The 19697-nt window shown below is 62.2% G+C and carries 17 protein-coding genes and 1 tRNA gene; 1 reads left to right on the forward strand and 17 read right to left on the reverse strand.

Features of this window, described 5'->3' with window-relative positions:
- Positions 1-19: 19 nt before the first annotated feature.
- Both cysG and ACRRNM_RS06740 read right to left on the reverse strand, forming a co-directional pair.
- Positions 20-1411 carry a siroheme synthase CysG gene (gene cysG / locus ACRRNM_RS06735; RefSeq protein ID WP_435627464.1) on the reverse strand — a complete coding sequence of 464 codons (1392 nt, stop codon included), beginning with the start codon at positions 1409-1411 and terminating at the stop codon, positions 20-22.
- Between the two features lie 570 nt (positions 1412-1981).
- Positions 1982-2072, reverse strand: a tRNA-Ser gene (locus ACRRNM_RS06740).
- Between the two features lie 66 nt (positions 2073-2138).
- Between ACRRNM_RS06740 and mltF the strand changes: the two genes are divergently transcribed.
- A complete protein-coding gene (mltF, locus tag ACRRNM_RS06745) occupies positions 2139-3524 on the forward strand; it encodes a membrane-bound lytic murein transglycosylase MltF (protein WP_435627465.1) in 1386 nt (461 codons plus the stop codon).
- Here the strand turns inward: mltF and ACRRNM_RS06750 are convergent.
- From ACRRNM_RS06750 to bioB, 15 genes are all read right to left on the reverse strand, one after another.
- A complete protein-coding gene (locus ACRRNM_RS06750; protein WP_435627466.1) occupies positions 3521-4306 on the reverse strand; it encodes a potassium channel family protein in 786 nt (261 codons plus the stop codon). The genes mltF and ACRRNM_RS06750 overlap by 4 nt on opposite strands.
- On the reverse strand, positions 4307-5599 hold the full coding sequence (gene serS / locus ACRRNM_RS06755) for a serine--tRNA ligase (RefSeq protein ID WP_435627467.1): 1293 nt from the start codon (positions 5597-5599) through the stop codon (positions 4307-4309).
- Positions 5600-5661: 62 nt separating this feature from the next.
- On the reverse strand, positions 5662-6867 hold the full coding sequence (locus ACRRNM_RS06760) for a hypothetical protein (RefSeq protein ID WP_435627468.1): 1206 nt from the start codon (positions 6865-6867) through the stop codon (positions 5662-5664).
- A 2-nt stretch (positions 6868-6869) separates the two neighbouring features.
- Entirely contained in the window at positions 6870-8426 is a 1557-nt protein-coding gene (locus ACRRNM_RS06765; protein ID WP_435627469.1) for an MBOAT family O-acyltransferase, read from the reverse strand.
- A gap of 65 nt (positions 8427-8491) precedes the next feature.
- A complete protein-coding gene (locus ACRRNM_RS06770) occupies positions 8492-9829 on the reverse strand; it encodes a replication-associated recombination protein A (protein ID WP_435627470.1) in 1338 nt (445 codons plus the stop codon).
- Between the two features lie 8 nt (positions 9830-9837).
- Positions 9838-10455, reverse strand: a complete 618-nt coding sequence (gene lolA / locus ACRRNM_RS06775; protein WP_435627471.1) for an outer membrane lipoprotein chaperone LolA — start codon at positions 10453-10455, stop codon at positions 9838-9840.
- Positions 10456-10540: 85 nt separating this feature from the next.
- Complete coding sequence (locus tag ACRRNM_RS06780) at positions 10541-12808, reverse strand: DNA translocase FtsK (RefSeq protein WP_435627472.1); 2268 nt, start codon at positions 12806-12808, stop codon at positions 10541-10543.
- Positions 12801-13469 (reverse strand): response regulator, encoded by a 669-nt coding sequence (locus ACRRNM_RS06785; protein ID WP_435627473.1) that lies wholly within the window; start codon positions 13467-13469, stop codon positions 12801-12803. Before ACRRNM_RS06785 ends, ACRRNM_RS06780 begins: the two co-directional genes overlap by 8 nt.
- Before the next feature lie 140 nt (positions 13470-13609).
- On the reverse strand, positions 13610-14188 hold the full coding sequence (locus ACRRNM_RS06790) for an SCO family protein (protein ID WP_435627474.1): 579 nt from the start codon (positions 14186-14188) through the stop codon (positions 13610-13612).
- A 145-nt stretch (positions 14189-14333) separates the two neighbouring features.
- A complete protein-coding gene (locus tag ACRRNM_RS06795; protein WP_435627475.1) occupies positions 14334-15044 on the reverse strand; it encodes a sulfite exporter TauE/SafE family protein in 711 nt (236 codons plus the stop codon).
- On the reverse strand, positions 15037-15717 hold the full coding sequence (gene bioD / locus ACRRNM_RS06800; protein WP_435627476.1) for a dethiobiotin synthase: 681 nt from the start codon (positions 15715-15717) through the stop codon (positions 15037-15039). Before bioD ends, ACRRNM_RS06795 begins: the two co-directional genes overlap by 8 nt.
- Complete coding sequence (gene bioC, locus ACRRNM_RS06805) at positions 15714-16586, reverse strand: malonyl-ACP O-methyltransferase BioC (protein ID WP_435627477.1); 873 nt, start codon at positions 16584-16586, stop codon at positions 15714-15716. Before bioC ends, bioD begins: the two co-directional genes overlap by 4 nt.
- Positions 16579-17376: a pimeloyl-ACP methyl ester esterase BioH gene (gene bioH / locus ACRRNM_RS06810; protein ID WP_435627478.1), complete on the reverse strand. Its 798-nt coding sequence runs from the start codon at positions 17374-17376 to the stop codon at positions 16579-16581. Before bioH ends, bioC begins: the two co-directional genes overlap by 8 nt.
- Positions 17377-17477: 101 nt before the next feature.
- Positions 17478-18632 (reverse strand): 8-amino-7-oxononanoate synthase, encoded by a 1155-nt coding sequence (bioF, locus tag ACRRNM_RS06815; protein ID WP_435627479.1) that lies wholly within the window; start codon positions 18630-18632, stop codon positions 17478-17480.
- 42 nt (positions 18633-18674) lie between these two features.
- Complete coding sequence (gene bioB, locus ACRRNM_RS06820; protein WP_435627480.1) at positions 18675-19673, reverse strand: biotin synthase BioB; 999 nt, start codon at positions 19671-19673, stop codon at positions 18675-18677.
- Positions 19674-19697: the final 24 nt, after the last annotated feature.

The raw sequence follows: 19697 nt of genomic DNA on the forward strand, positions 1-19697 counted from the left end.
CAACTTAACCCATGCTTCCCTAATCTCGCGGCCTATCGGATTTCTTCGGCTCGAACCAAGCCAGCTTCTCCCTCAACGCAACCACCCCGCCGACGATAATGAGGGTCGGCGGCTGCGGTTTTTCAAGCTGGGCGATGCCGGGCAGCGTCGCGAGCGTGCCGGTGATGACGCGCTGGTTCTGCGTGGTTCCCTGCTGCACGATCACGGCGGGGGTGCTGTCCGGTAGGCCGTGCGCCACGAGTTCTGCGCAGAGAATTTCGAGGCCGTGCAGCCCCATGTACACCACGACGGTCTGGTTGGGGCGCGCGAGCGCGTCCCAGTCGAGGTTCATGCTGCCGTCCTTCAGGTGGCCGGTCACGAAGACGCAGGACTGCGCGTGGTCGCGGTGCGTCAGCGGGATGCCCGCGTAGGCCGAGACGCCCGAGGCGGCGGTGATGCCGGGCACGACCTGGAACGGGATGCCGTGCGCGGCGAGGGTCTCGATCTCCTCGCCGCCGCGCCCGAAGATGAACGGGTCGCCGCCCTTGAGCCGCAGCACGCGCTTGCCTTCTTTGGCAAGCCGCACCAACAGTTCGTTGATCTCCTCCTGCGGCATGGTGTGGGCGGCGCGCTTTTTGCCGACAAAAATGCGCGTCGCATCGCGCCGCGTCATTGCGACGACGGGTTCGGACACCAGGTTGTCGTAGAGCGCCACGTCGGCCTTCTGCATCAGGCGCAGGGCGCGCAGCGTCAGCAGATCCGGGTCGCCGGGGCCTGCGCCAACCAGATACACCTCGCCGGTCGGTCGTGTGATTTCGCTTTCCAGCAGACCGTGCAGCATGGTTTCCGCTGTCGCCTCGTCGCCCGCCAGCACCTTTTCGGCGATTGCGCCCTCCAGCACGTTCTCCCAGAAAGCGCGCCGCTCGGCCGGGGCGGCGACATGCGTCCTGACGGTATTGCGGAAGCGCCCGGCGAATGCGGCGAGGCAGCCGTAGCCCTGCGGGATCAGCGCCTCCAGCTTGCCGCGTAGTATCCGCACGAGCACCGGCGACGCGCCGCCGCTGGAAATCGCCACCAGCAGCGGCGAGCGATCCAGAATGGCGGGCATGATGAAGGTGCACAGGGCGGGATTGTCGACGACATTCACCGGGATGTTGCGCGCGCGCGCCTGCTCCGAAATCTCGCGGTTGACCGCGCCGTCGTCGGTCGCGGCGATGGCCAGCGCTACGCCGTCCAGGTGGCCAGGCTGAAAACGTTCCGCGATACATTCGACGTGCAGGCCAGCGAAGGCTTCCGAGAATTGCGGGGCGACCACCCGCACCCTCGCGCCCGCATCCAGCAGCAGTGCTGTCTTGCGGTGCGCGACCTCGCCGCCGCCGGCGACGAGGCACAGCTTGCCCCTGACATCCATGAAAACCGGCAGGAAGTCCATGCTAGACCTTGGTCATTCTTTGCAGCCGTTCATGGTTAGGGAACGTACGACAGATGCGCGCCTGCGGGCAGGCTGAACCGCCTGTCGCGTAAAAACGGGATAAAAATCCGACTGGGCTATTTGCCAGCGGGAGTTGGTTTGGGTTGGGGTTTCTTGCCCTTGGATTCTTTTTTCTTATCTTTGCTTCCCATGATATTCCCTCCTTGGTTGCCGGCTACCGCACAAATATCTGCCGGGGATGGGAGCCATGCTACCAGCTTCCAATCTTGTTGGGCAATGCTTCTTGCCTTGGGCCAGAGAGGCTTGGCACAAAACAACAAACCCGCCAATCACCAGGATTCAAGCAGGTGTGGGGAGCGATTGATTTGGCACAACCGAAAAAATGATGAATCGTGAAATCAGATAGTTACAAATAAAATTTTTGTGGACGATTTGGCACTAAAAAATAAAATCATCCACGGCCAATCAAATATTTAACGCAAGTGCCAAATGATCCGCAAATTAGTGCCAAATCAGCCGCTCACACACACAAACACAAACACAAACCGCCCACAAGGGGCGGTTTTTGTTTGGCGGAGAGGGAGGGATTCGAACCCTCGGTACGGGGTTACCGTACGCCTGATTTCGAGTCAGGTACATTCGACCACTCTGCCACCTCTCCGGAGTGTGTCAACCAATAGCGGCGCGCATTTTACCAGCAACCTCCGATTTCGTGCAGAATGTTCACATGCAAAACCCTAAACAGCGTTTGCAAACGGCACTGGTCAGCATGGTCCTGCTGCTGGTTGCCTGCAGCCCGCAGCTTCCCTCCTGGCGCGACGGCAAACTGCTGGTGATCGTGCCCGATGTTTCACAGGGCGCGGAGGCCGAGTTCGAGCGCGAACTGGTGCAACTTTTTGGCGAACATCTGCACGCTGCCGTCGAGCTGATTCCCAGCGCTCCGGACAAGGTCAGCCAGGCGTTGCGTAAAAACAAGGCGCACCTTGCCGCCGCTTCGCTGCGCAGCGGCATAAACAACTCCTCGCTGCGCTTCGGGCCGAGCTACCAGACGGTGCGCGAACAGATTGTCTGCAACCGCGACAACTTCTTTCCCCGAAAACTTGCCGATCTGGAGGGGAAAAAACTCGCGGCAATAACCGGTTCTGCGCAGGAGGAGGCGCTGCGCGATGCGTTTGAAAAATCGCCCTCTCTGCAATGGCAATCCCGCAGCGAACTCAGCGTGAAAGACCTGCTGCAGGAGGTAGCCGAAGGCACAACAGATTGCGCGGTGGCCAACGAGCTGCAACTTGCCGATGCGCGCAACTATTACTCGAACCTCGCGGCAGCCTTCGATATTGGCACCCCTTCCAAGCTAGCCTGGGCCTTCTCCATGGATGGCGATCCGGAGTTGCCGAAAGAGGCGCAGGTCTTCTTCGACCGCATCCGCCAGGACGGCACGCTGAAACGCCTGCTGGATCGCTACTATGGGCACAGCGGCCGGCTGCAGCCGCTGGATGCCGCCTCCTTCATTGCCAAGATCAACAAGGTGCTGCCGAATTACCGCACCCTGTTCGAAGAGGCCGCCGGCCTGACCGGCTTCGACTGGCGAATGCTGGCGGCGCTGGCCTATCAGGAATCGCAGTGGGACCCGCTCGCGACCTCGTTCACCAATGTGCGCGGCATGATGATGCTGACCGAGGACACCGCCGACCTGATGGAGGTCAAGAACCGGCTCGATGCGCGAGAGAGCATCCTCGCCGGCGCGAAGTACCTGGCCTTGATCCGGGAGCAGATGCCCGAGCGCATCCCGGAGCCGGACCGCACCTGGATGGCGCTGGCCGCCTACAACCAGGGCTATGGACACCTGGAGGATGCGCGCATCCTGACCGAACGTGCCGGAATGAATCCGGACAGTTGGATGGACATCAAAAAATGGATGCCGCGGCTGAATCAGCCGGGTTATTACGAAACGCTGAAACACGGCTACGCACGCGGCGGCGAGGCGGTGATCCTGGTGGAGAACATCCGCAGCTACCACGACATGCTCAAGCGGCTGGCGCCCGAGGCGGCCCCGCAGGACATGGAGGCGTTCGCCTATCAGCTGTTCGAGCCGCTGGGGAAACTGCTGGACTAATCGTGGCTCGCGCCCGGCTTTTCTTCCAGCAGACGCTCGATGCGCTCCAGCCGCGCGGATATTTCCTTGAGCCGCCGGTCGGTTTCCTTCTCCTCACGCTCCACCTTCTCGACATCGCTGCCGATGAAGAAGGCCGCGAGGTTGGCGGTCAGCATGGAAAGCAGCACTACCCCGAACAGGATCAGCAGCGAGCCGAACAGCCGCCCCATCCCGCTGTGCGGCACCACATCGCCGTAACCCACCGTAGCCATCGTTACCCAGGCCCACCACATTCCGTCCCATACGGTGCCGATGGAGGGATCGATGCGCGAGATGATCACGCCGGACAGCACCAGCGTGACGAAGGCCACCGCGAGCGTGTTGCCAAGCTGATGGCGCGAGAGCAGCTTGCGTGCGGATTTTGACAGGCGCACCAGCAGCATCACCACGAACACCAGGCGGAAGCTGCGCAGCAGCCCGACCAGGGGCGCAAACTGCCAGAAGAAGGGCATGCCGCCGGTGATGATGACCAGATTCATCCAGTTGCCGAAGAGATACGCGCGCCGGTTCCTGACCAGGACGCTCAATAAGATGGTTTCACACACGAACGTCAGCCACACCAGCCAGTCGGCAACGCGCGCAAACTGCGGCGTGATGAGCTGCGTCTCCTCCAGATACCACTGGATCGGAATCCACAGCACGACCAGCACCATCGGCCACTCCAGCCGCCTCGCCCAGAGACGCGCGGCAGGCCGTTCGCGCGAATCGACCCCGGCGATGCCGAGCAGGTGGATGGCGTCCATCTAGCGGGAGAGTTTTTCCATGCCGCCCATGTAGGGGTGCAAGACTTCTGGAATCGCCACGCTGCCGTCGGCCTGTTGATAGTTTTCGAGGACGGCGACCAGCGTGCGGCCGACCGCAAGGCCGGAGCCGTTCAGCGTGTGCAGCAGTTCCGGCTTGCCCGCGCTGTTCCTGAAGCGCGCCTGCATGCGGCGCGCCTGGAACGCCTCGAAGTTGCTGCACGAGGAAATCTCGCGGTAGGTGTTCTGCGCCGGCAGCCACACCTCGATGTCGTAGGTCATCGCGGCGGAGAAGCCCATGTCCCCGGTGCACAGCTTCACCACGCGGTACGGCAGGCCGAGCTTCTGCAATATCGTCTCGGCGTGGCCGAGCAGTTCTCCCAGCCCCTCGTAGGATTTTTCCGGATGCACGATCTGCACCAGCTCCACCTTGTCGAACTGGTGCTGGCGGATCATGCCGCGCGTGTCGCGCCCGTAGGAACCGGCCTCGGAGCGGAAGCAGGGCGTGTGCGCCACGAACTTCATCGGCAGCTTCTCCAGCGGCACGATCTCGTCGCGCACCATGTTGGTGACCGGGACTTCGGCAGTAGGAATCAGGTAAAAGTTCTGCTCACCCTCTTCGCCCATCTGGCGTGGCACACGAAACAAGTCCTCCTCGAATTTCGGCAGCTGTCCGGTGCCGCGCATCGAGTCGGCGTTCACGATGTACGGCACATAGGTCTCGGTGTAGCCATGCTCCTCCGTATGCGTATCGAGCATGAACTGCGCGAGTGCGCGGTGCAGCCGCGCCAACGGCCCCTTGAGCAGCGAAAAGCGCGCGCCGGAAATCTTGGTTGCGGTGTCGAAGTCCAGCCCGCCCAGTCCTTCGCCGAGGCTGACGTGATCCTGCACCTCGAAATCGAATCGTGGAATCTCGCCAACCTTGCGTACCTCGACGTTGTCCGTCTCCGACTTTCCGGCCGGCACATCGGTGTGTGGGGTATTGGGAATGACGGAAAGAAACGCATTCAGCTCATGCTGTATCTGTTCGAGCCGCGTCTCGAGCTGCTTGAGCTCGTCGCCGAGGCTGGCAACTTCAGCCATGATCGCCGAGGCATCCTCGCCTTTCGCCTTGGCCTGCCCGATCAGCTTGGAGCTGCTGTTGCGCTTGGCCTGCAACTCCTGCGTGCGCGTCTGGATGATTTTGCGCTCGCCTTCAAGCCGCTCGAACTTCGCAGTATCCAGCACGAAGCCGCGCGTCGCAAGGCGCGCTGCAACATTGTTCAGGTCACTGCGTAAAATTTGAATATCTAGCATGTTTTCCTCATCCGGGTGCAAGCACCGCAACGGTGCCTATCAATGGCGCAATTATAAATTTCTCATTGCCTGCGTGGGCAGTGTTTTATCCGGCTCACCTCGCGGGCAATCCCTTCAATATCCGCTATCTCCTGCCGGTGCGCCGCGCGGTATTGCTCACGGGCAAGGCGCACCTGCTCCAGGTGCGCCTCGATGTTGGCACCATTCATCGCCAGACCCCAGCCATCCGACTGTTCGGCAGTTGGCGCAAACATGCGCTGGACGATGCGCTTGCCCAGTTCCTGGGTGTAGTGCGCCGAATCCGAATACCAGCGCATGACAGTTTTGCTGTCGCCCGCGGCGGGCACGTCTTCGCTGGAAATCGCGTCATAGCCGCTGAAATCCCATAGCAGAAAAACCGCTTCGGCAGCTTTTCCGGCCTCGTCTTCATTTATGCGGACCAATTGGCGCTTCCACTCTTCCCATTGTCCCCACAGACCCGAGATGGCGAGCGTTTCCCACTGCCGCGCATGTGCGGGGGATATAAACAGGCGCAAATCGACATGATGCCGATGCGCCAGCCTTATCATCTCGCGCAGGTCGTCCAGCGACGTTCCGCCATCCTTCCTCTCCAGGGAAAAACTGCATGCCGGGTACGGAAGGTATTTTTCCAGCAGGTATGCGCGCTCGTTGGCGGCGAACCGGTTCCGGTAGCTTCCAGCGAAGCCGGACAAGACCTGCGGCGTGCGGAAGCCATCGGCATAACAGCAGTCGCCAGCCGCGGGCACTTTCTGCCGCACAACGGCGAGGGAATCGGCCAGAGTGCTGACCGACAGCATCAGGCTGTATGGCCGCCACTGGCTGTAGTTCTCCTCAACATAGTCCGAGGGTAGCACGAACAAGGTATTGAACGCGAAGAAATCCAGCCCCAGCACGATTGTCTTCGGCTTTGACTGTTCGACCGCAATCTCCATCAGGCGGCGCGATTCACGTATCGGCTGGCCGAAGGTTGCCAAGCTGAAGACTCGCTTCCCCTCGAATGCCCGTTGCCCCCTACCGATGCCGATATCAATGCGCGACGTTCCCAGCATTACGATGTCCGCCCGGGCGTGCGCCAGCCCCACTGTCTTGAACACGCGTTCATTCATCACCCTGACAGGAGAAGGCTGTTGCAGCAATGCGTCCCGGTCGCGATAAATCACATACGGGTCAACCTTCCAGTTGAAGCCGGCCATCGCCCCCGCCAGCAGCAAAACCATAATCAGGAAATGAGTGAAGTAGCGCGACATGGTCAGAACTGGAAGTAGAGGAAATCGCGCACACGCGATAGCAGGGAAAGCGAGAGCACAAAAACCAGCCCTGCAAACCACGCGAAATAGGTATTAAACCGCCACTTGAAGCGGCTGCTCTCGAGCTCCCCGCTCTCATCCAGCACCGGCCGGAAGCTTCGCATGATCTGCTGCACGTTGGGCAGCAGCCATACGATCATCAGGCCCAGGATGATGAGAATCAACGCACGGTCCGGATTCACCCTGGAGAGCGGAGCCAGTCCATTCATGGCGACACCCTCCAGCCATTGCGGGTGTGTCTCGTTGAAATGGCGCCAGGCCGACTCGGATAGCGACAATCCGTTCTGCCCCAGCATGCCGGACAGCATCGACATGGCCGAAGTGAAGTTTTCGGCACGGAAGAATACCCAACCCACCACCACCGCCAGGAAGGTCAGCGCGATGGAGAACAGGCGCGCCAGCACACCGCCATTCCTCCACCCCAGCCTTTGCTTGAGCGTCCGCCAGGCTTGATTGATGACGAGATAGATGCCGTGCAGTCCACCCCATACCACGAAGGTCCAGCCCGCCCCGTGCCACAGGCCGCCCAGCAGCATGGTGATGAACAGGTTCAGGTAGCGGCGGAATTTTCCCTTACGGTTGCCGCCCAGCGGGATGTACAGATAGTCGCGCAGGAAGCGCGACAGCGTCATGTGCCAGCGACGCCAGAAATCGATGATGCTTGCGGACTTGTAGGGAGAATTGAAATTCATCGGCAAGCGCACGTTGAACATCAGCGACAAACCGATGGCCATGTCCGAATAGCCGGAAAAATCGAAATACAATTGCAGGGTATAGGCCAGCGCGCCTATCCAGGCCTCGAAAAACATCGGCTGACCGCCTGCCGCGACCGCCGAAAAGATGGGCGCGGGAAACTCGGCCAGCGAGTCCGCAATTAGCACCTTCTTCGCCAGACCCAGCACAAAGATCGTCATGCCCAGCGCGAATGTTTCGCGGTGAAAGTGAAAGGAGGACGGACGCGCAAACTGGGGCATCATCTCCTTGTGGTGCAACACCGGCCCGGCAATCAGGTGCGGGAAATAGGTGACGAACAGCAGGTAGTGGATGAAGTTGTACTCCTTCACCTTGCCCTGGTAGGTGTCCACCAGGAAGGCGATCTGGGTGAAGGTAAAAAACGAAATACCCAGAGGCAGGATGATCTCGCCCAGGCTCCATTGCGTGCCCGCTGCCGTATTGACGCTGGCGACGAAAAAATTCGCGTACTTGTAATAGGCCAACAAGGCCAGATTGGACGCAATCGCCACCACCAGCAACTGCTTCTTGCGCCGGTCTTCATGACGGATGCCTGCCTTGGCCATCCAGAAACCGAAGGCGTAGTTGCACATGATGGAACCCAGCAGCAGCCCGACATAGGCAGGGTTCCAGTAGCCGTAAAAGAACAGCGAAGCCAGCGCCAGCCAGCCTGCGGCAAAGGCATGGCTGAGGCGAGCCAGCCAGAAGAACCCCAGCAGCACAACGGGCAGATAGAGGAAGATGAAGGCGTAGGAGTTAAATAGCATTCGGCTGTTTGCGCATTGCATTGACGCATTCGCCCGGTGGGGATTGCGAAGGTCGATTATCTCAGTTATTTGTTTTTTGCCGCCGCATCCAGCTCACCCACTTTTGCATCCAGTTCACGAAGCCGCGCCAGTTTTTCGGCAATCTTGCCTTCCAGTCCGCGCCCGGTTGGCTGGTAGAAGCTCACCTGCGGCATGCCGTCCGGGAAATAATTCTCGCCCGCCGCATAACCGCCCGCCTCGTCGTGCGCATAGCGGTAGTCCTTGCCGTAATCGAGTTGTTTCATTAGTTTGGTCGGTGCGTTGCGCAGGTGCAGCGGCACTTCGCGCGAGCCGTCCTTTGCCACCCAGGCGCGGGCCGCATTATACGCGACGTATCCGGCATTCGACTTCGGTGCGCAAGCCATGTAGATCACCGCCTGCGCCAGCGCCAACTCACCTTCCGGCGAGCCGAGCCGCTCGTAGGTCAGCGCGGCATCCTGCGTCAACTGGATCGCGCGCGGGTCGGCCAGGCCGATGTCCTCCCACGCCATGCGCACGATGCGCCGCGCGAGGTAGCGCGGGTCGGCGCCGCCGTCCAGCATGCGCACCAGCCAGTACAGCGCGGCATCCGGGTTGGAGCCGCGCACCGACTTGTGCAGCGCGGATATCTGATCGTAGAACGCCTCGCCGCCCTTGTCGAAGCGGCGCAGGTTCTGCGCCAGCGTGTTGTCGAGGAACTTCACATCGATCTGCGCGACCTTCGCCGTCTGTGCAGCGGTCTGCACCTGCTCCAGCACGTTCAGCAGGCGGCGCGCATCGCCGTCGGCGTAGCCGATGAGGCGCTCGCGTGCATCGTCGCTGAACTGCAAATCCGCCAGGGCGACCTGCCGCGCACGCTCGAACAGCTGCGCCAGTTCCTCGGCAGACAGCGCGTGCAGCACATATACCTGCGCACGCGAGAGCAGCGCGTTATTCACCTCGAAGGACGGATTTTCAGTGGTCGCGCCGATGAAGGTCACCAAGCCCTGCTCGACGAACGGCAGGAAGGCATCCTGCTGCGACTTGTTGAAGCGATGCACTTCATCGACGAACAGGATGGTGTGGCGGCCGCGCTGCTGCAGCACCTGCTGCGCCTGCGCGATCGCCTCGCGGATGTCTTTCACGCCGGACAGCACCGCCGAAAGCGGCACGAACTCGGCATCAAACGCCTGCGCCATCAGCCGCGCCAGCGTTGTCTTGCCCACGCCAGGCGGCCCCCACAGGATCATCGAGTGCAATTTGCCGGACTGGAACGCGAGGCGCAGCGGCCTGCCCTCGCCTAATAAATGAGATTGCCCGATGACTTCGTCGATATGTTTGGGGCGCAGCCGTTCCGCCAGCGGCGCGGCGGGTGATGGCGAATCAAACAGGCTGCCGGTTGACATGGGTACGGCTAGTCGCTCAGCACATCCGCGCCCTTGGGCGGCACGAGCTTGAACTGCGAGGGAGGCAACTGTGGGTTGCGTTTCATGCCGGAAAAGCGCAGCACGGTCCTGTGGCCGAAGGCGTCGTTCAGCTCCATGACGACCAACTCGGCCTGCGCGTTGAACGCCATCAGTATCTTCTCGAAGCTGCTGTCCTGCGTTTTGGCGATGGCCTGCAGCCAGTCCAGCCCGTCCTGGCTGCCGCTCTCCTTGAGTACAAAACCGCGCTCGATCTCGTTGCTGCCGGAGAGCAGCGCGGCTGGGCTGCTGCCCAGCGCCGCATCGAGTTTTTTCACCGTCACCTGGTTCAGATCCACGTCGTACAGCCAGAATTTTTCGCCGTCGCCGACGATGATCTGCTCGTAGGGCTTGCGGTAGGTCCAGCGGAACTTGCCGGGGCGCTGGAACTGCATGACGCCGGAGGCGCTCTGGATGCGCTTGCCGTTCTGGTCGAGCACCACCTGCGTGAACTCCGCCTGCGCGGAATGCGTCGCGGCGATGAATTCCTTGAGCTTGTCGATGCCGCCGGCGTGGGCGGGGGCGACACACATGAAAATCGAGAGACCGATAAAAAGTTTTTTTAACATGCTCTATACCTGAGTTGGAGAAGGGAGAAGGGTAACTGCGACTCGGAGGGTTTACCCTTCCCTCTTCCCCCTTCCCTTTGTTTTTTCACCCTTCCCGGTTTGGCGCAATCACTTCGCGGTTGCCGTTGCCCTGCATCGCCGAGACGATGCCCGCGGCCTCCATTTGTTCGACCAGCCGCGCGGCACGGTTGTAGCCGATGCGCAGGTGACGCTGCACCAGCGAGATTGAGGCACGGCGGCTCTTGACGACGATCTCCACCGCCTGGTCGTACAGCGGATCGGCCTCCGCATCCAGGCTCGGCCCGCCCTCCCCGCCTCCCTCCGCTTCTTCCGGCGAGTCGAGCACGCCGTCGATGTAGTTCGGCTCGCCCTGCACCTTGAGGTATTCGGCGACGCGGTGCACTTCCTGGTCGGAGACAAACGCGCCATGCACGCGCTGCGGGTAGCCGGTGCCGGGCGGCAGGTAGAGCATGTCGCCCTGCCCGAGCAGTGCCTCCGCCCCCATCTGGTCGAGGATGGTGCGCGAGTCGATCTTGCTCGACACCTGGAACGCCACGCGCGTCGGCACGTTAGCCTTGATGAGCCCGGTGATCACGTCCACCGAGGGGCGCTGTGTGGCGAGTACGAGGTGGATGCCGGAGGCGCGCGCCTTCTGCGCGAGGCGCGCGATCAACTCCTCGATCTTCTTGCCCACCACCATCATCAAATCCGCCAGCTCGTCGATGAATACTACGAGCAGCGGCAATTCTTCCAATGCCTCCGGATTTTCCGGCGTGAGCGTGAACGGGTTGGTCAGCGGCTGCTCCGCCTTGATCGCCTCGCGCACCTTCTGGTTGTAGCCCGCGATGTTGCGCACGCCGAGCGCCGACATCAGCCGGTAGCGCCGATCCATTTCCTGCACGCACCAGTTGAGCCCCGATGCGGCCTGGCGCATGTCGGTGACTACCGGGCAGAGCAGGTGCGGAATACCCTCGTAAACGGAAAGCTCAAGCATCTTCGGGTCGATCAACAGCAAACGCACCTGCTGCGGCGTGGCCTTGTACAACAGGCTCAGGATCATCGCGTTGATCGCGACCGACTTGCCGGAACCGGTAGTACCCGCAACCAGCACATGCGGCATCTTCGCCAGGTCGGCGACCACCGGCTTGCCGGAAATGTCCTTGCCCATCGCGATGGTCAGCGCGGAGCCCATGTCGGCATACACCTGCGAGCCGAGAATTTCCGACAGGTGCACCATCTGGCGCTTCGGATTGGGCAATTCCAGCGCCATGTAAGCCTTGCCCGGAATGGTCTCCACCAGCCGGATGCTCACCACCGACAGCGCGCGCGCCAGGTCTTTCACCAGGTTTGTGATCTGGCTACCCTTCACACCGGTCGCCGGGTCGATTTCGTAGCGCGTGATCACCGGGCCGGGATAGGCGGCGACCACTTTCACTTCGACGCCGAAATCCTTGAGCTTGCGCTCGATGAGGCGCGAGGTGAATTCCAGCGTGTCGGCAGACACCGTTTCGGCCTGCTGCGCCGCCTCGTCGAGCAGGTGTAGCGGCGGCAGCGGTGAGTCCGGCATTTCGGAAAACAGCGGAGCCTGCCGCTCCTCGGCGACCCGCGCCGACCTCGCGACTTCCGTCAGCGGCATCTCGATGTGGATGGGCTGGTGCTCCTCGACGCGCCTCTTCTCCTCCTCGACGACGGCGATGCGCTCGCTCATCGCCTGCGCGCCGATGCGCCGGTCCTGGCGCGTCTGCCACGCGAGGCGCGCACGCCGATAAGTATCGTCCAGCAGCGCGCCGAGCCAGTCCACGAAACGCAGCCAGGACAGCCCGCTGAACAGGCTGAAACCGGCGGTGATCAGCGCCAGCAGCAGCAGCGTTGCGCCGGTGAAACCGAGCAGGCGCGTCAGCGCATCGCCGAGCAGCGTGCCGAGCATGCCGCCGGGCGCGAGCGGCAGCGTGACTTTCAGCGTGTGGAAGCGGGTCGCTTCGAGCGCGCTGCTGGCCAGCAGCAGCACCAGAAACCCCGCGGCCGAGACCCACAGCGTCCGTTTGTCAAAGAGGCTATCGGCGCGCAGGTTGCGGTAACCCGCCCACACGCGCTGCAGCAGGAACAGCACCCACCACCAAGCGGAAAAGCCGAACAGGTAAAGCAACAGGTCGGAAAGATAGGCGCCCAGCGTGCCGCCGGGATTGCTGACCAGCGCGCCGCTGGCGCTGTGCGACCACGCCGGGTCGGCGCGGTCATAGCCATACAATGCGACGGTGAAATACAGCGCGCAGGCGACCAGCAGCAGCCAGCGCGACTCGCGCAACAGGCCGAGCAATTTGCCGCCGGGCAGTGCGCTGTCCGCTTCAGCCATGAGGGGTGCTGCCGACCAGTCCGAGCTTCTCGGCCATGCGCACGGCTTCCATGCGGTTGTTGACGCGTAGCGTCTGATAGACCGCCGCCACGTGAATCTTGACGGTTCCTTCGGCAAGGTGGATCGCCTCGGCGATTTCCTTGTTGGACAATCCTGCCGCGATATGCATCAACACCTGCATCTGGCGTTGCGTCAGGCCGTACTCGTTGGTGTTGATGCTGCGCCGGTCAACCAGTTCCGGCGGTTTTTCGGCCAGCGTATCGTGCCCCCGCAGCATCTGCGGCGGGACATACACCCCGCCGGAAAGCACCAGGTTCAGCGCGCTCAGCATCACGGGGGCGGTCGAGCTCTTGCAGACGAAACCCATCGCGCCGTAGTCCATCACCTTTTCCATGTAGCCGCGGCTTTCTTCGCCGGAGACCACCACCACCGGAATATACGGATAACGCTGATGGAAGAAACGGATGGAAATGGGACCTTCGCTGCCGGGCATGTTCAGGTCGAGCAGCGCCAGGTCGAGTTCGGGATGCTGATTGGCGATTCTCAGGCCTTCCTGGAAATTTCCCGCCTCCATGATCTCGACCTCTTCGGGCAGTTGCTGCAGCACATAACGCATCCCGTCGCGAAACAACGCGTGATCATCCACCAGCAGAATCTTCATTGCGCGTACTCCCCTGAAAGCTTTTTTGACCTTATGGATTACAGCCATCCGTACGTAAACCAGCGGCCAGAAACACGCTGCCGGTTCAATCCGCGGATTGAACCGCTTTCTCCGGATTCATTGTATCCGAAGGCACGGCATCACGCCCCGCCGAGCAGCTTGCGGATATCCTCGGCCAGCCAGTCGGCGCGTTGCGCGAGCGGCGCACGCAATCGCACCTTGCCGTTCGGGTCGACCAGGAACGTGCCGACGCTGTGGTCCATATTGTAGCCGGACGCGGTCAAACGCTTCTCATAGCCCACGTAAAACGCCTTGGCGGCCTGCGCCGTGGCTTGCGCGTCGCCATACAGCCCGAGGAACGAGGGGTGGAAAGCGCGGGTATATTGCGCCAGCACCTCCGGCTTGTCGCGCTCGGGATCGACGGTGATGAACAGCACCTGCACCCTGTCGGCGTCGCTGCCGAGCAGGCTCATGGTCTGCGCCAGATCGGCCAGCGTAGTGACGCACACGTCCGGGCAGTGTGCATAGCCGAAGAACAGCGCCACTGCCTTGCCGCGGAAATCCGCCAGCGTGCGCGTCTTGCCGTCCTGATCGGTCAAACGAAAATCCGCCTGGGTGAACATGGCGCTGACATCGCTGGCATGGAAAGGAGAAGGCAGCACGGGTTTTTCGCAACCGGTCAACAGCGCAAACGAGAGCAGTACCAACAGCCCTGCCAAAAACCTTCTACCACGAAGGACACAGAGGTCACGAAGTTTTCTTACTGGAGTGCATGGCAGTGGAGAGTTCATTTGAAGGGCGATTCCGTTGGTTTTAGGTTTTTCTTCGCGAGCTTCGTGGTTCAAATAAGGTTTTAATAAAAAATTACGCAGCCACATGACAACTTTCCGTCCATCCATATGTGTAAAAGGTATAGCCCACCTTCAGCAGGCCATACACGCCGAATCCTGCCACCAGCACGCCTGCGGCCAGCCGCACGCGCGGCGCTTGAACCCAGTGCCTGATGTTTTCCCAGAACAGCCCGATCGCCAGCAAATTCGGCAAGGTGCCCAGGCCGAACGCCAGCATCACCAGCGCGCCATCCTGCGCATTGCCGCTCGCCAGCGCGGTGACCAGCACGCTGTATACCAGGCCGCACGGCAGCCAGCCCCACAAGACGCCGAGCAGCAGGGCGCGGGCGGGCGTGGTGACCGGCAGCAAGCCGCGCGCCAGCGGCTGGATATGCCGCCACAACATGCCGCCGGCCTGTTCGATGCGACGCACCGCGTTCCAGATGCCCGCAAGGTACAGCCCCAGCGCGATCAGCATCAGGCTGGACAAGGCGAACAGCAGATGCTGCACCGGCGCCACATCGCGCAACAGCAGCCCGGCCTGCCCTATCGCGCCCGCCAGCGCACCGGCAGCCATATAGCTCGCCAGCCGCCCGCCGTTATAGGCGAGATGAAGCGGCCAGCGTGTTCTTTCCTTCGGTATCTGCGCGGTGAAAATCCCGACTATGCTACCGCACATGCCGAGGCAATGCACGCCGCCCAGCAGGCCGACGAAGAACACCGCAACAATGCTGAAATCAGCCATGTATTTCCGTTTGCTCCAGCAATGCCAGATTCAGAAGCGATGCAGCCTCACGCGCATCCGGTTGCGCCCGATGGGGCACCACGCCCAGCAGCGGTGCGCGAATGCGCTGTTGCAACGCAGCGATGTTTTCATCCGGCATCGCCATACCCGCATCCAGCACATTCGCCACCCAGCCCGCCAGCACCAAGCCGCGCGCGGCGATGGCCTCCGCCGTGAGCAGGGCGTGGTTCAGGCAACCCAGCCGCATCCCCACGACGAGGATAACCGGCAGCCCCAATTGTTCCGCCAGATCCGCGCTGTCCTGCTCGTCGTTAAGCGGCACGCGAAAGCCGCCCACGCCTTCCACGATCACCACCTCGGCCTGCGCATTCAGTTCCGAAAACGATTCCGCGATGCGCGCAAAATTGATGCTGACGCCGGTGAATCGCGCGGCCAGCGACGGCGCGACGGGCTGCATGAAGCAATACGGATTGATCTGCCCGCCGCTGGCCAGCACATTGCTGGCGGCGCGCAGTTGCCGCACATCCTCGTGCAGCCCGTCATCCGCACAACCCGCCGCGACCGGCTTCATGCCGACCACGCTCTTGCCCTGCGCGGCAAAGGCGTGCAGCAGCGCGCAGCTGACCAGCGTCTTGCCCACTCCCGTGTCGGTGCCGGTGACAAAGTAGTTCATTTCAATTTGAACGGCGTCTTGATGATAGCCGCCCCATCCTCAGTCACGCGCGGCTGCGGCTTCCAGGCGTGGCCGTAAATCACCTCATAGGTGGCGGGCAGCTTGCCGCCGCTGCGCAGCCGCTCGTAATTTTCCGTAAGGCGCACCCAGGCGTTTTTTCCCATCAGGCCTTGGCCGCGCCCCGCCGTGGCATTGTGCGCGCCGATGCGCTTCAGGTCGTGCAGCACGTCGCGCACATCGTCATAGGTCAGCGTCAGGTACTCCATGTCCATCACCGGCTCGGCAAAGCCGGCATGCACCAGCATATCGCCGATGTCGTGCATGTCGGCGAAGCGGTTCAGGTGATTATGGCTGTCCACGCCGCCGAAAGCCTGACGCAATTCCTTAAGCGTATCCGGCCCGAAAGTACTGAACATCAGCAGCCCTTCCGCCTTCAGCACGCGATGCAGTCCGCTGAAGGCTGCGGGCAGGTCGTTGCACCACTGCACCGCCAGGTTCGACCAGATCATCTCGACACTATTGGGAGCCAGCGGCAAAGCCTCGATGTCGGCGCATACCTGCATCTGCTGCGTGCCGCCGAACAGCTTGCGCCACCAGCCTGAATGACTGCGCGCAGCCTGCAGCATGCCGATGGCGATATCCAGCGAGACGAGCTGCGCCGCCGGATATTTTTCCGCAAGCTGGCGCCCGCCCCAGCCCGTGCCGCTGCCCGCATCGAGGATGCGCGCCGGTTGCAGCTTGATGTAGGCTAGCCGCTCCAGCATGCGCACGCATACCTCGCGCTGCAGCACCGCTGCAGCATCGTAGTCCGCTGCCGCGCGGGTGAAGGCGCGGCGCATGCGGCGTTTATCGATCAGAAAATCATTCATGCAGAAAACTCATTAGGTGTTTCATAAATTCATCCGGGTGCGACAGGAACGGCGCGTGCGCCGCGCCCCTGACTTCTACCCGCCGCGCGTCCGGCAGGTGCGCCGCCAGGTAACGCGATGCCTGAGGCGGCGTGAGCGTATCACGTTCGCCGCAAATCACCAGCGTGGGTTGCGCCATGCCCGGCAATGCATCGCGCAGATCGCAGTCGCGCAGGATTTCCAGCCCGGCCCACAATGCGCCCAGGTCCGGCTCACCGCGGCTCATTAACGCGCTACGCAACGCCGCGAGCAGCTCGCGCTCATTATCGCTGCCGCGCACCTGCAGCGCGAGAAAGCGCCGCAGCGTGAGCGCGTAATCCTGCTGCAGCGCGGCGGCGAATTCCGCCAGCGTCTCTTGCGCCATTCCGCATTCCCAGCCCGGCCGACGCACGAAGCACGGCGTGCTCGCGACCAGTATCAGGCGGTCTATTTGCTGCGGATAACGCTGCGCCCAGCTCAAGGCGATCTGCCCACCCAGCGACCAGCCGCATACGGCGAGCGGCTCGTCGAACTGCGCAGCCAACTCATCGACGATGGAATCTATGAGTAGGTCGGGATTCATCCCGACATCGCAGCGGGATGAATCCCGACCCACACTAAAGCCATGCCCCGGCAGGTCCACCGCCAGCACTCGAAAATGTTCCGCCAGTTGTTCAACGACATCGCCCCACATCCCGCCGTGCATGCCCCAGCCGTGGATCAGCAGCAGCGGCGCGCCGCTGCCTTGAGTCTCAACGTGCATGGTGGTCATTTGTACCCTCAATAATGAATCCCGCCATGCACGTTTCCCTCTCCTCAATCCTCTCCCGCAAGCGGGCGAGGAAGCAAACGAATCGCTGCGCGAATTTTTTGTTACTGTGCAAGCTCATGCAAGGCCTCGATCAGGAGCTTTACATCGTCTTCGCCGTGCGCGGCAGACAAGGTGATGCGCAGCCGCGCCGTGCCCTGCGGCACAGTGGGCGGGCGGATCGCCGCGACCCAGATGCCGCGCTCGCGCAACCCGGTGCTTAATTCCAGCGCGGCTTCGTTGTCGCCGATCAGCAGCGGCTGGATCGCGGTGTCCGACGGCATGAGTTTCCAAGGCAAGTCCGCGAGCCCCCCGCGCAGTTGCGCGACCAGGCCGCGCAGGTGTGCGCGCAATTCATCGCCTTCTCTGATGAGTTGCAAACTCTCCAGCACCGCGCTCGCGAGGGCGGGCGGCGTGGCCGTGGTGTAGACATAGCTGCGCGCATGGTTGATGAGCGTGTCGATCACGACCTGCTCGGCCGCGACGAATGCACCAAATACGCCGGCCGCCTTGCCCAGCGTCGCCATGTAGATGATGCGCTTTGATGCCATGCCGAAGTGCGCCAGCGAGCCGCGTCCCTGTGTGCCCAGCACGCCGAAGCCGTGTGCGTCGTCGATGAACAGCCACGCATCGTGCCGTTCGCAGAGCGCCAGCAGTTCCGGCAAGGGAGCGAGGTCGCCGTCCATGCTGAACACCGCATCGGTGATGATGAGCTTGCGCCCGCTTTGCTTCTGCTCGAGCAGACTCGCGAGTTGCGCCATGTCGTTGTGGCGATAGCGTTTCATTTCGGCGCGCGACAGCAGCATCGCATCGTTCAATGAGGCGTGATTGAGCTTGTCGGCGAACACCGTGTCGCCCTTCCCGGCCAGCGCCTGCACCGTGCCGAGGTTGGCCATGTAGCCGGTGGAAAACAGCAGCGCGGCAGGCTTGCCGACGAAGGCCGCAAGCGCCCCTTCAAGTTGGTAATGCGCCGCACTGTGCCCGCTCACCAGATGCGCCGCGCCCGCGCCGACGCCGTGTTGCCGCGCGCCCTGCTGCAGCGCGGCGATGAGCCGCGGATGGTTCGCGAGGCCGAGGTAATCGTTGCTGCAGAACGAGAGATAAGAACTTCCATCGACCATGATATGTGGCGACTGCGGGCTGTCGATGGTGCGCCGTTGCCGCAGCAAACCCTGTGCAGCGCGGGTTTCAAGCTCACGGGAGAGTGCGGAGAAGGGCATAGGTGGTTGTAGGTTGGGTACGGCCTGACGACCTAACCCAATCTACGTTTTTTCCGCAAGCGGATACATGCCGAGCTTGTCGAGCAGCGCGCGATCCTTCTCCACATCCGGGTTGCCGGTGGTGAGCAGTTGCTCGCCGTAGAAGATCGAGTTCGCACCGGCGAGGAAGCACAGCGCCTGCACCGCGTCGGACATCTGCTGCCGCCCGGCGGAAAGGCGCACGCGCGCCGTCGGCATGGTGATGCGCGCCACCGCGACGGTGCGCACGAAATCCAGCGGATCGAGGTCTTCCGCGTTCGCCAGCGGCGTGCCTTCGACCTTCACCAGGTTGTTGATCGGCACGCTCTCCGGGTAGGGATTCATGTTGGCCAGTTGCGCGACCAGTCCGGCGCGCTGCGTGAGGTTCTCGCCCATGCCGACAATCCCGCCGCTGCAGATGTTCATCCCCGCCTTGCGCACCCGCTCCAGCGTGTCCAGCCGATCCTGGTAGACGCGCGTGCCGATGATCTCGCCGTAGAACTCCGGCGCGGTGTCGAGATTGTGGTTGTAGTAGTCCAGCCCGGCGGCGCGCAACTGCTCGGTCTGCTCATCGTTCAGCATGCCCAGCGTGGCGCAGGTCTCCATACCGAGATCTCGTACCGCCTTGACCATCTCCACCACGCTCGCCATGTCCTCTTCGGTCGGCTCGCGCCAGGCCGCACCCATGCAGAAACGGTCCGCACCGTTCTGCTTGGCAAATTGCGCAGCCGTGACCACCGCCTCCACGTCGAGCATCTTGCGGTCTTCCACGCCGGTCGCATTGAACGCCGACTGCGGGCAATAGCCGCAGTCCTCGGAGCAGCCGCCGGTCTTGATCGACAGCAGGGTGGAAAGCTGCACCGCGTTCGGGTCAAAATGCTCGCGGTGCACCTGTTGCGCCCGGTACAGGAGGTCGGCGAACGGCAGCCTGAACAGGGCTTCTATGTCGGCCACGCTCCAGCGTTGCTGGCTCACTGGCCGCTTGTCGGCATGGCGCATGAATCTGAGGGTCTGGGTGCTCATAAGAAAATAACTGGGTATGATGGA

The organism is Ferrigenium straubiae (assembly GCF_051257895.1).
GTDB lineage: Bacteria > Pseudomonadota > Gammaproteobacteria > Burkholderiales > Gallionellaceae > Gallionella > Gallionella straubiae.

Coding starts and splice junctions, on each gene's coding strand:
- ACRRNM_RS06785 (WP_435627473.1), bottom strand. CDS start 13,469: ATGAAGATTCTGCTGGTGGATGATCACGCGTTGTTTCGCGACGGGATG.
- bioB (WP_435627480.1), bottom strand. CDS start 19,673: ATGAGCACCCAGACCCTCAGATTCATGCGCCATGCCGACAAGCGGCCA.
- serS (WP_435627467.1), bottom strand. CDS start 5,599: ATGCTAGATATTCAAATTTTACGCAGTGACCTGAACAATGTTGCAGCG.
- ACRRNM_RS06795 (WP_435627475.1), bottom strand. CDS start 15,044: ATGGCTGATTTCAGCATTGTTGCGGTGTTCTTCGTCGGCCTGCTGGGC.
- mltF (WP_435627465.1), top strand. CDS start 2,139: ATGCAAAACCCTAAACAGCGTTTGCAAACGGCACTGGTCAGCATGGTC.
- bioD (WP_435627476.1), bottom strand. CDS start 15,717: ATGAACTACTTTGTCACCGGCACCGACACGGGAGTGGGCAAGACGCTG.
- bioH (WP_435627478.1), bottom strand. CDS start 17,376: ATGACCACCATGCACGTTGAGACTCAAGGCAGCGGCGCGCCGCTGCTG.
- ACRRNM_RS06750 (WP_435627466.1), bottom strand. CDS start 4,306: ATGGACGCCATCCACCTGCTCGGCATCGCCGGGGTCGATTCGCGCGAA.
- ACRRNM_RS06770 (WP_435627470.1), bottom strand. CDS start 9,829: ATGTCAACCGGCAGCCTGTTTGATTCGCCATCACCCGCCGCGCCGCTG.
- cysG (WP_435627464.1), bottom strand. CDS start 1,411: ATGGACTTCCTGCCGGTTTTCATGGATGTCAGGGGCAAGCTGTGCCTC.
- ACRRNM_RS06765 (WP_435627469.1), bottom strand. CDS start 8,426: ATGCTATTTAACTCCTACGCCTTCATCTTCCTCTATCTGCCCGTTGTG.
- ACRRNM_RS06780 (WP_435627472.1), bottom strand. CDS start 12,808: ATGGCTGAAGCGGACAGCGCACTGCCCGGCGGCAAATTGCTCGGCCTG.
- lolA (WP_435627471.1), bottom strand. CDS start 10,455: ATGTTAAAAAAACTTTTTATCGGTCTCTCGATTTTCATGTGTGTCGCC.
- ACRRNM_RS06760 (WP_435627468.1), bottom strand. CDS start 6,867: ATGTCGCGCTACTTCACTCATTTCCTGATTATGGTTTTGCTGCTGGCG.
- bioC (WP_435627477.1), bottom strand. CDS start 16,586: ATGAATGATTTTCTGATCGATAAACGCCGCATGCGCCGCGCCTTCACC.
- bioF (WP_435627479.1), bottom strand. CDS start 18,632: ATGCCCTTCTCCGCACTCTCCCGTGAGCTTGAAACCCGCGCTGCACAG.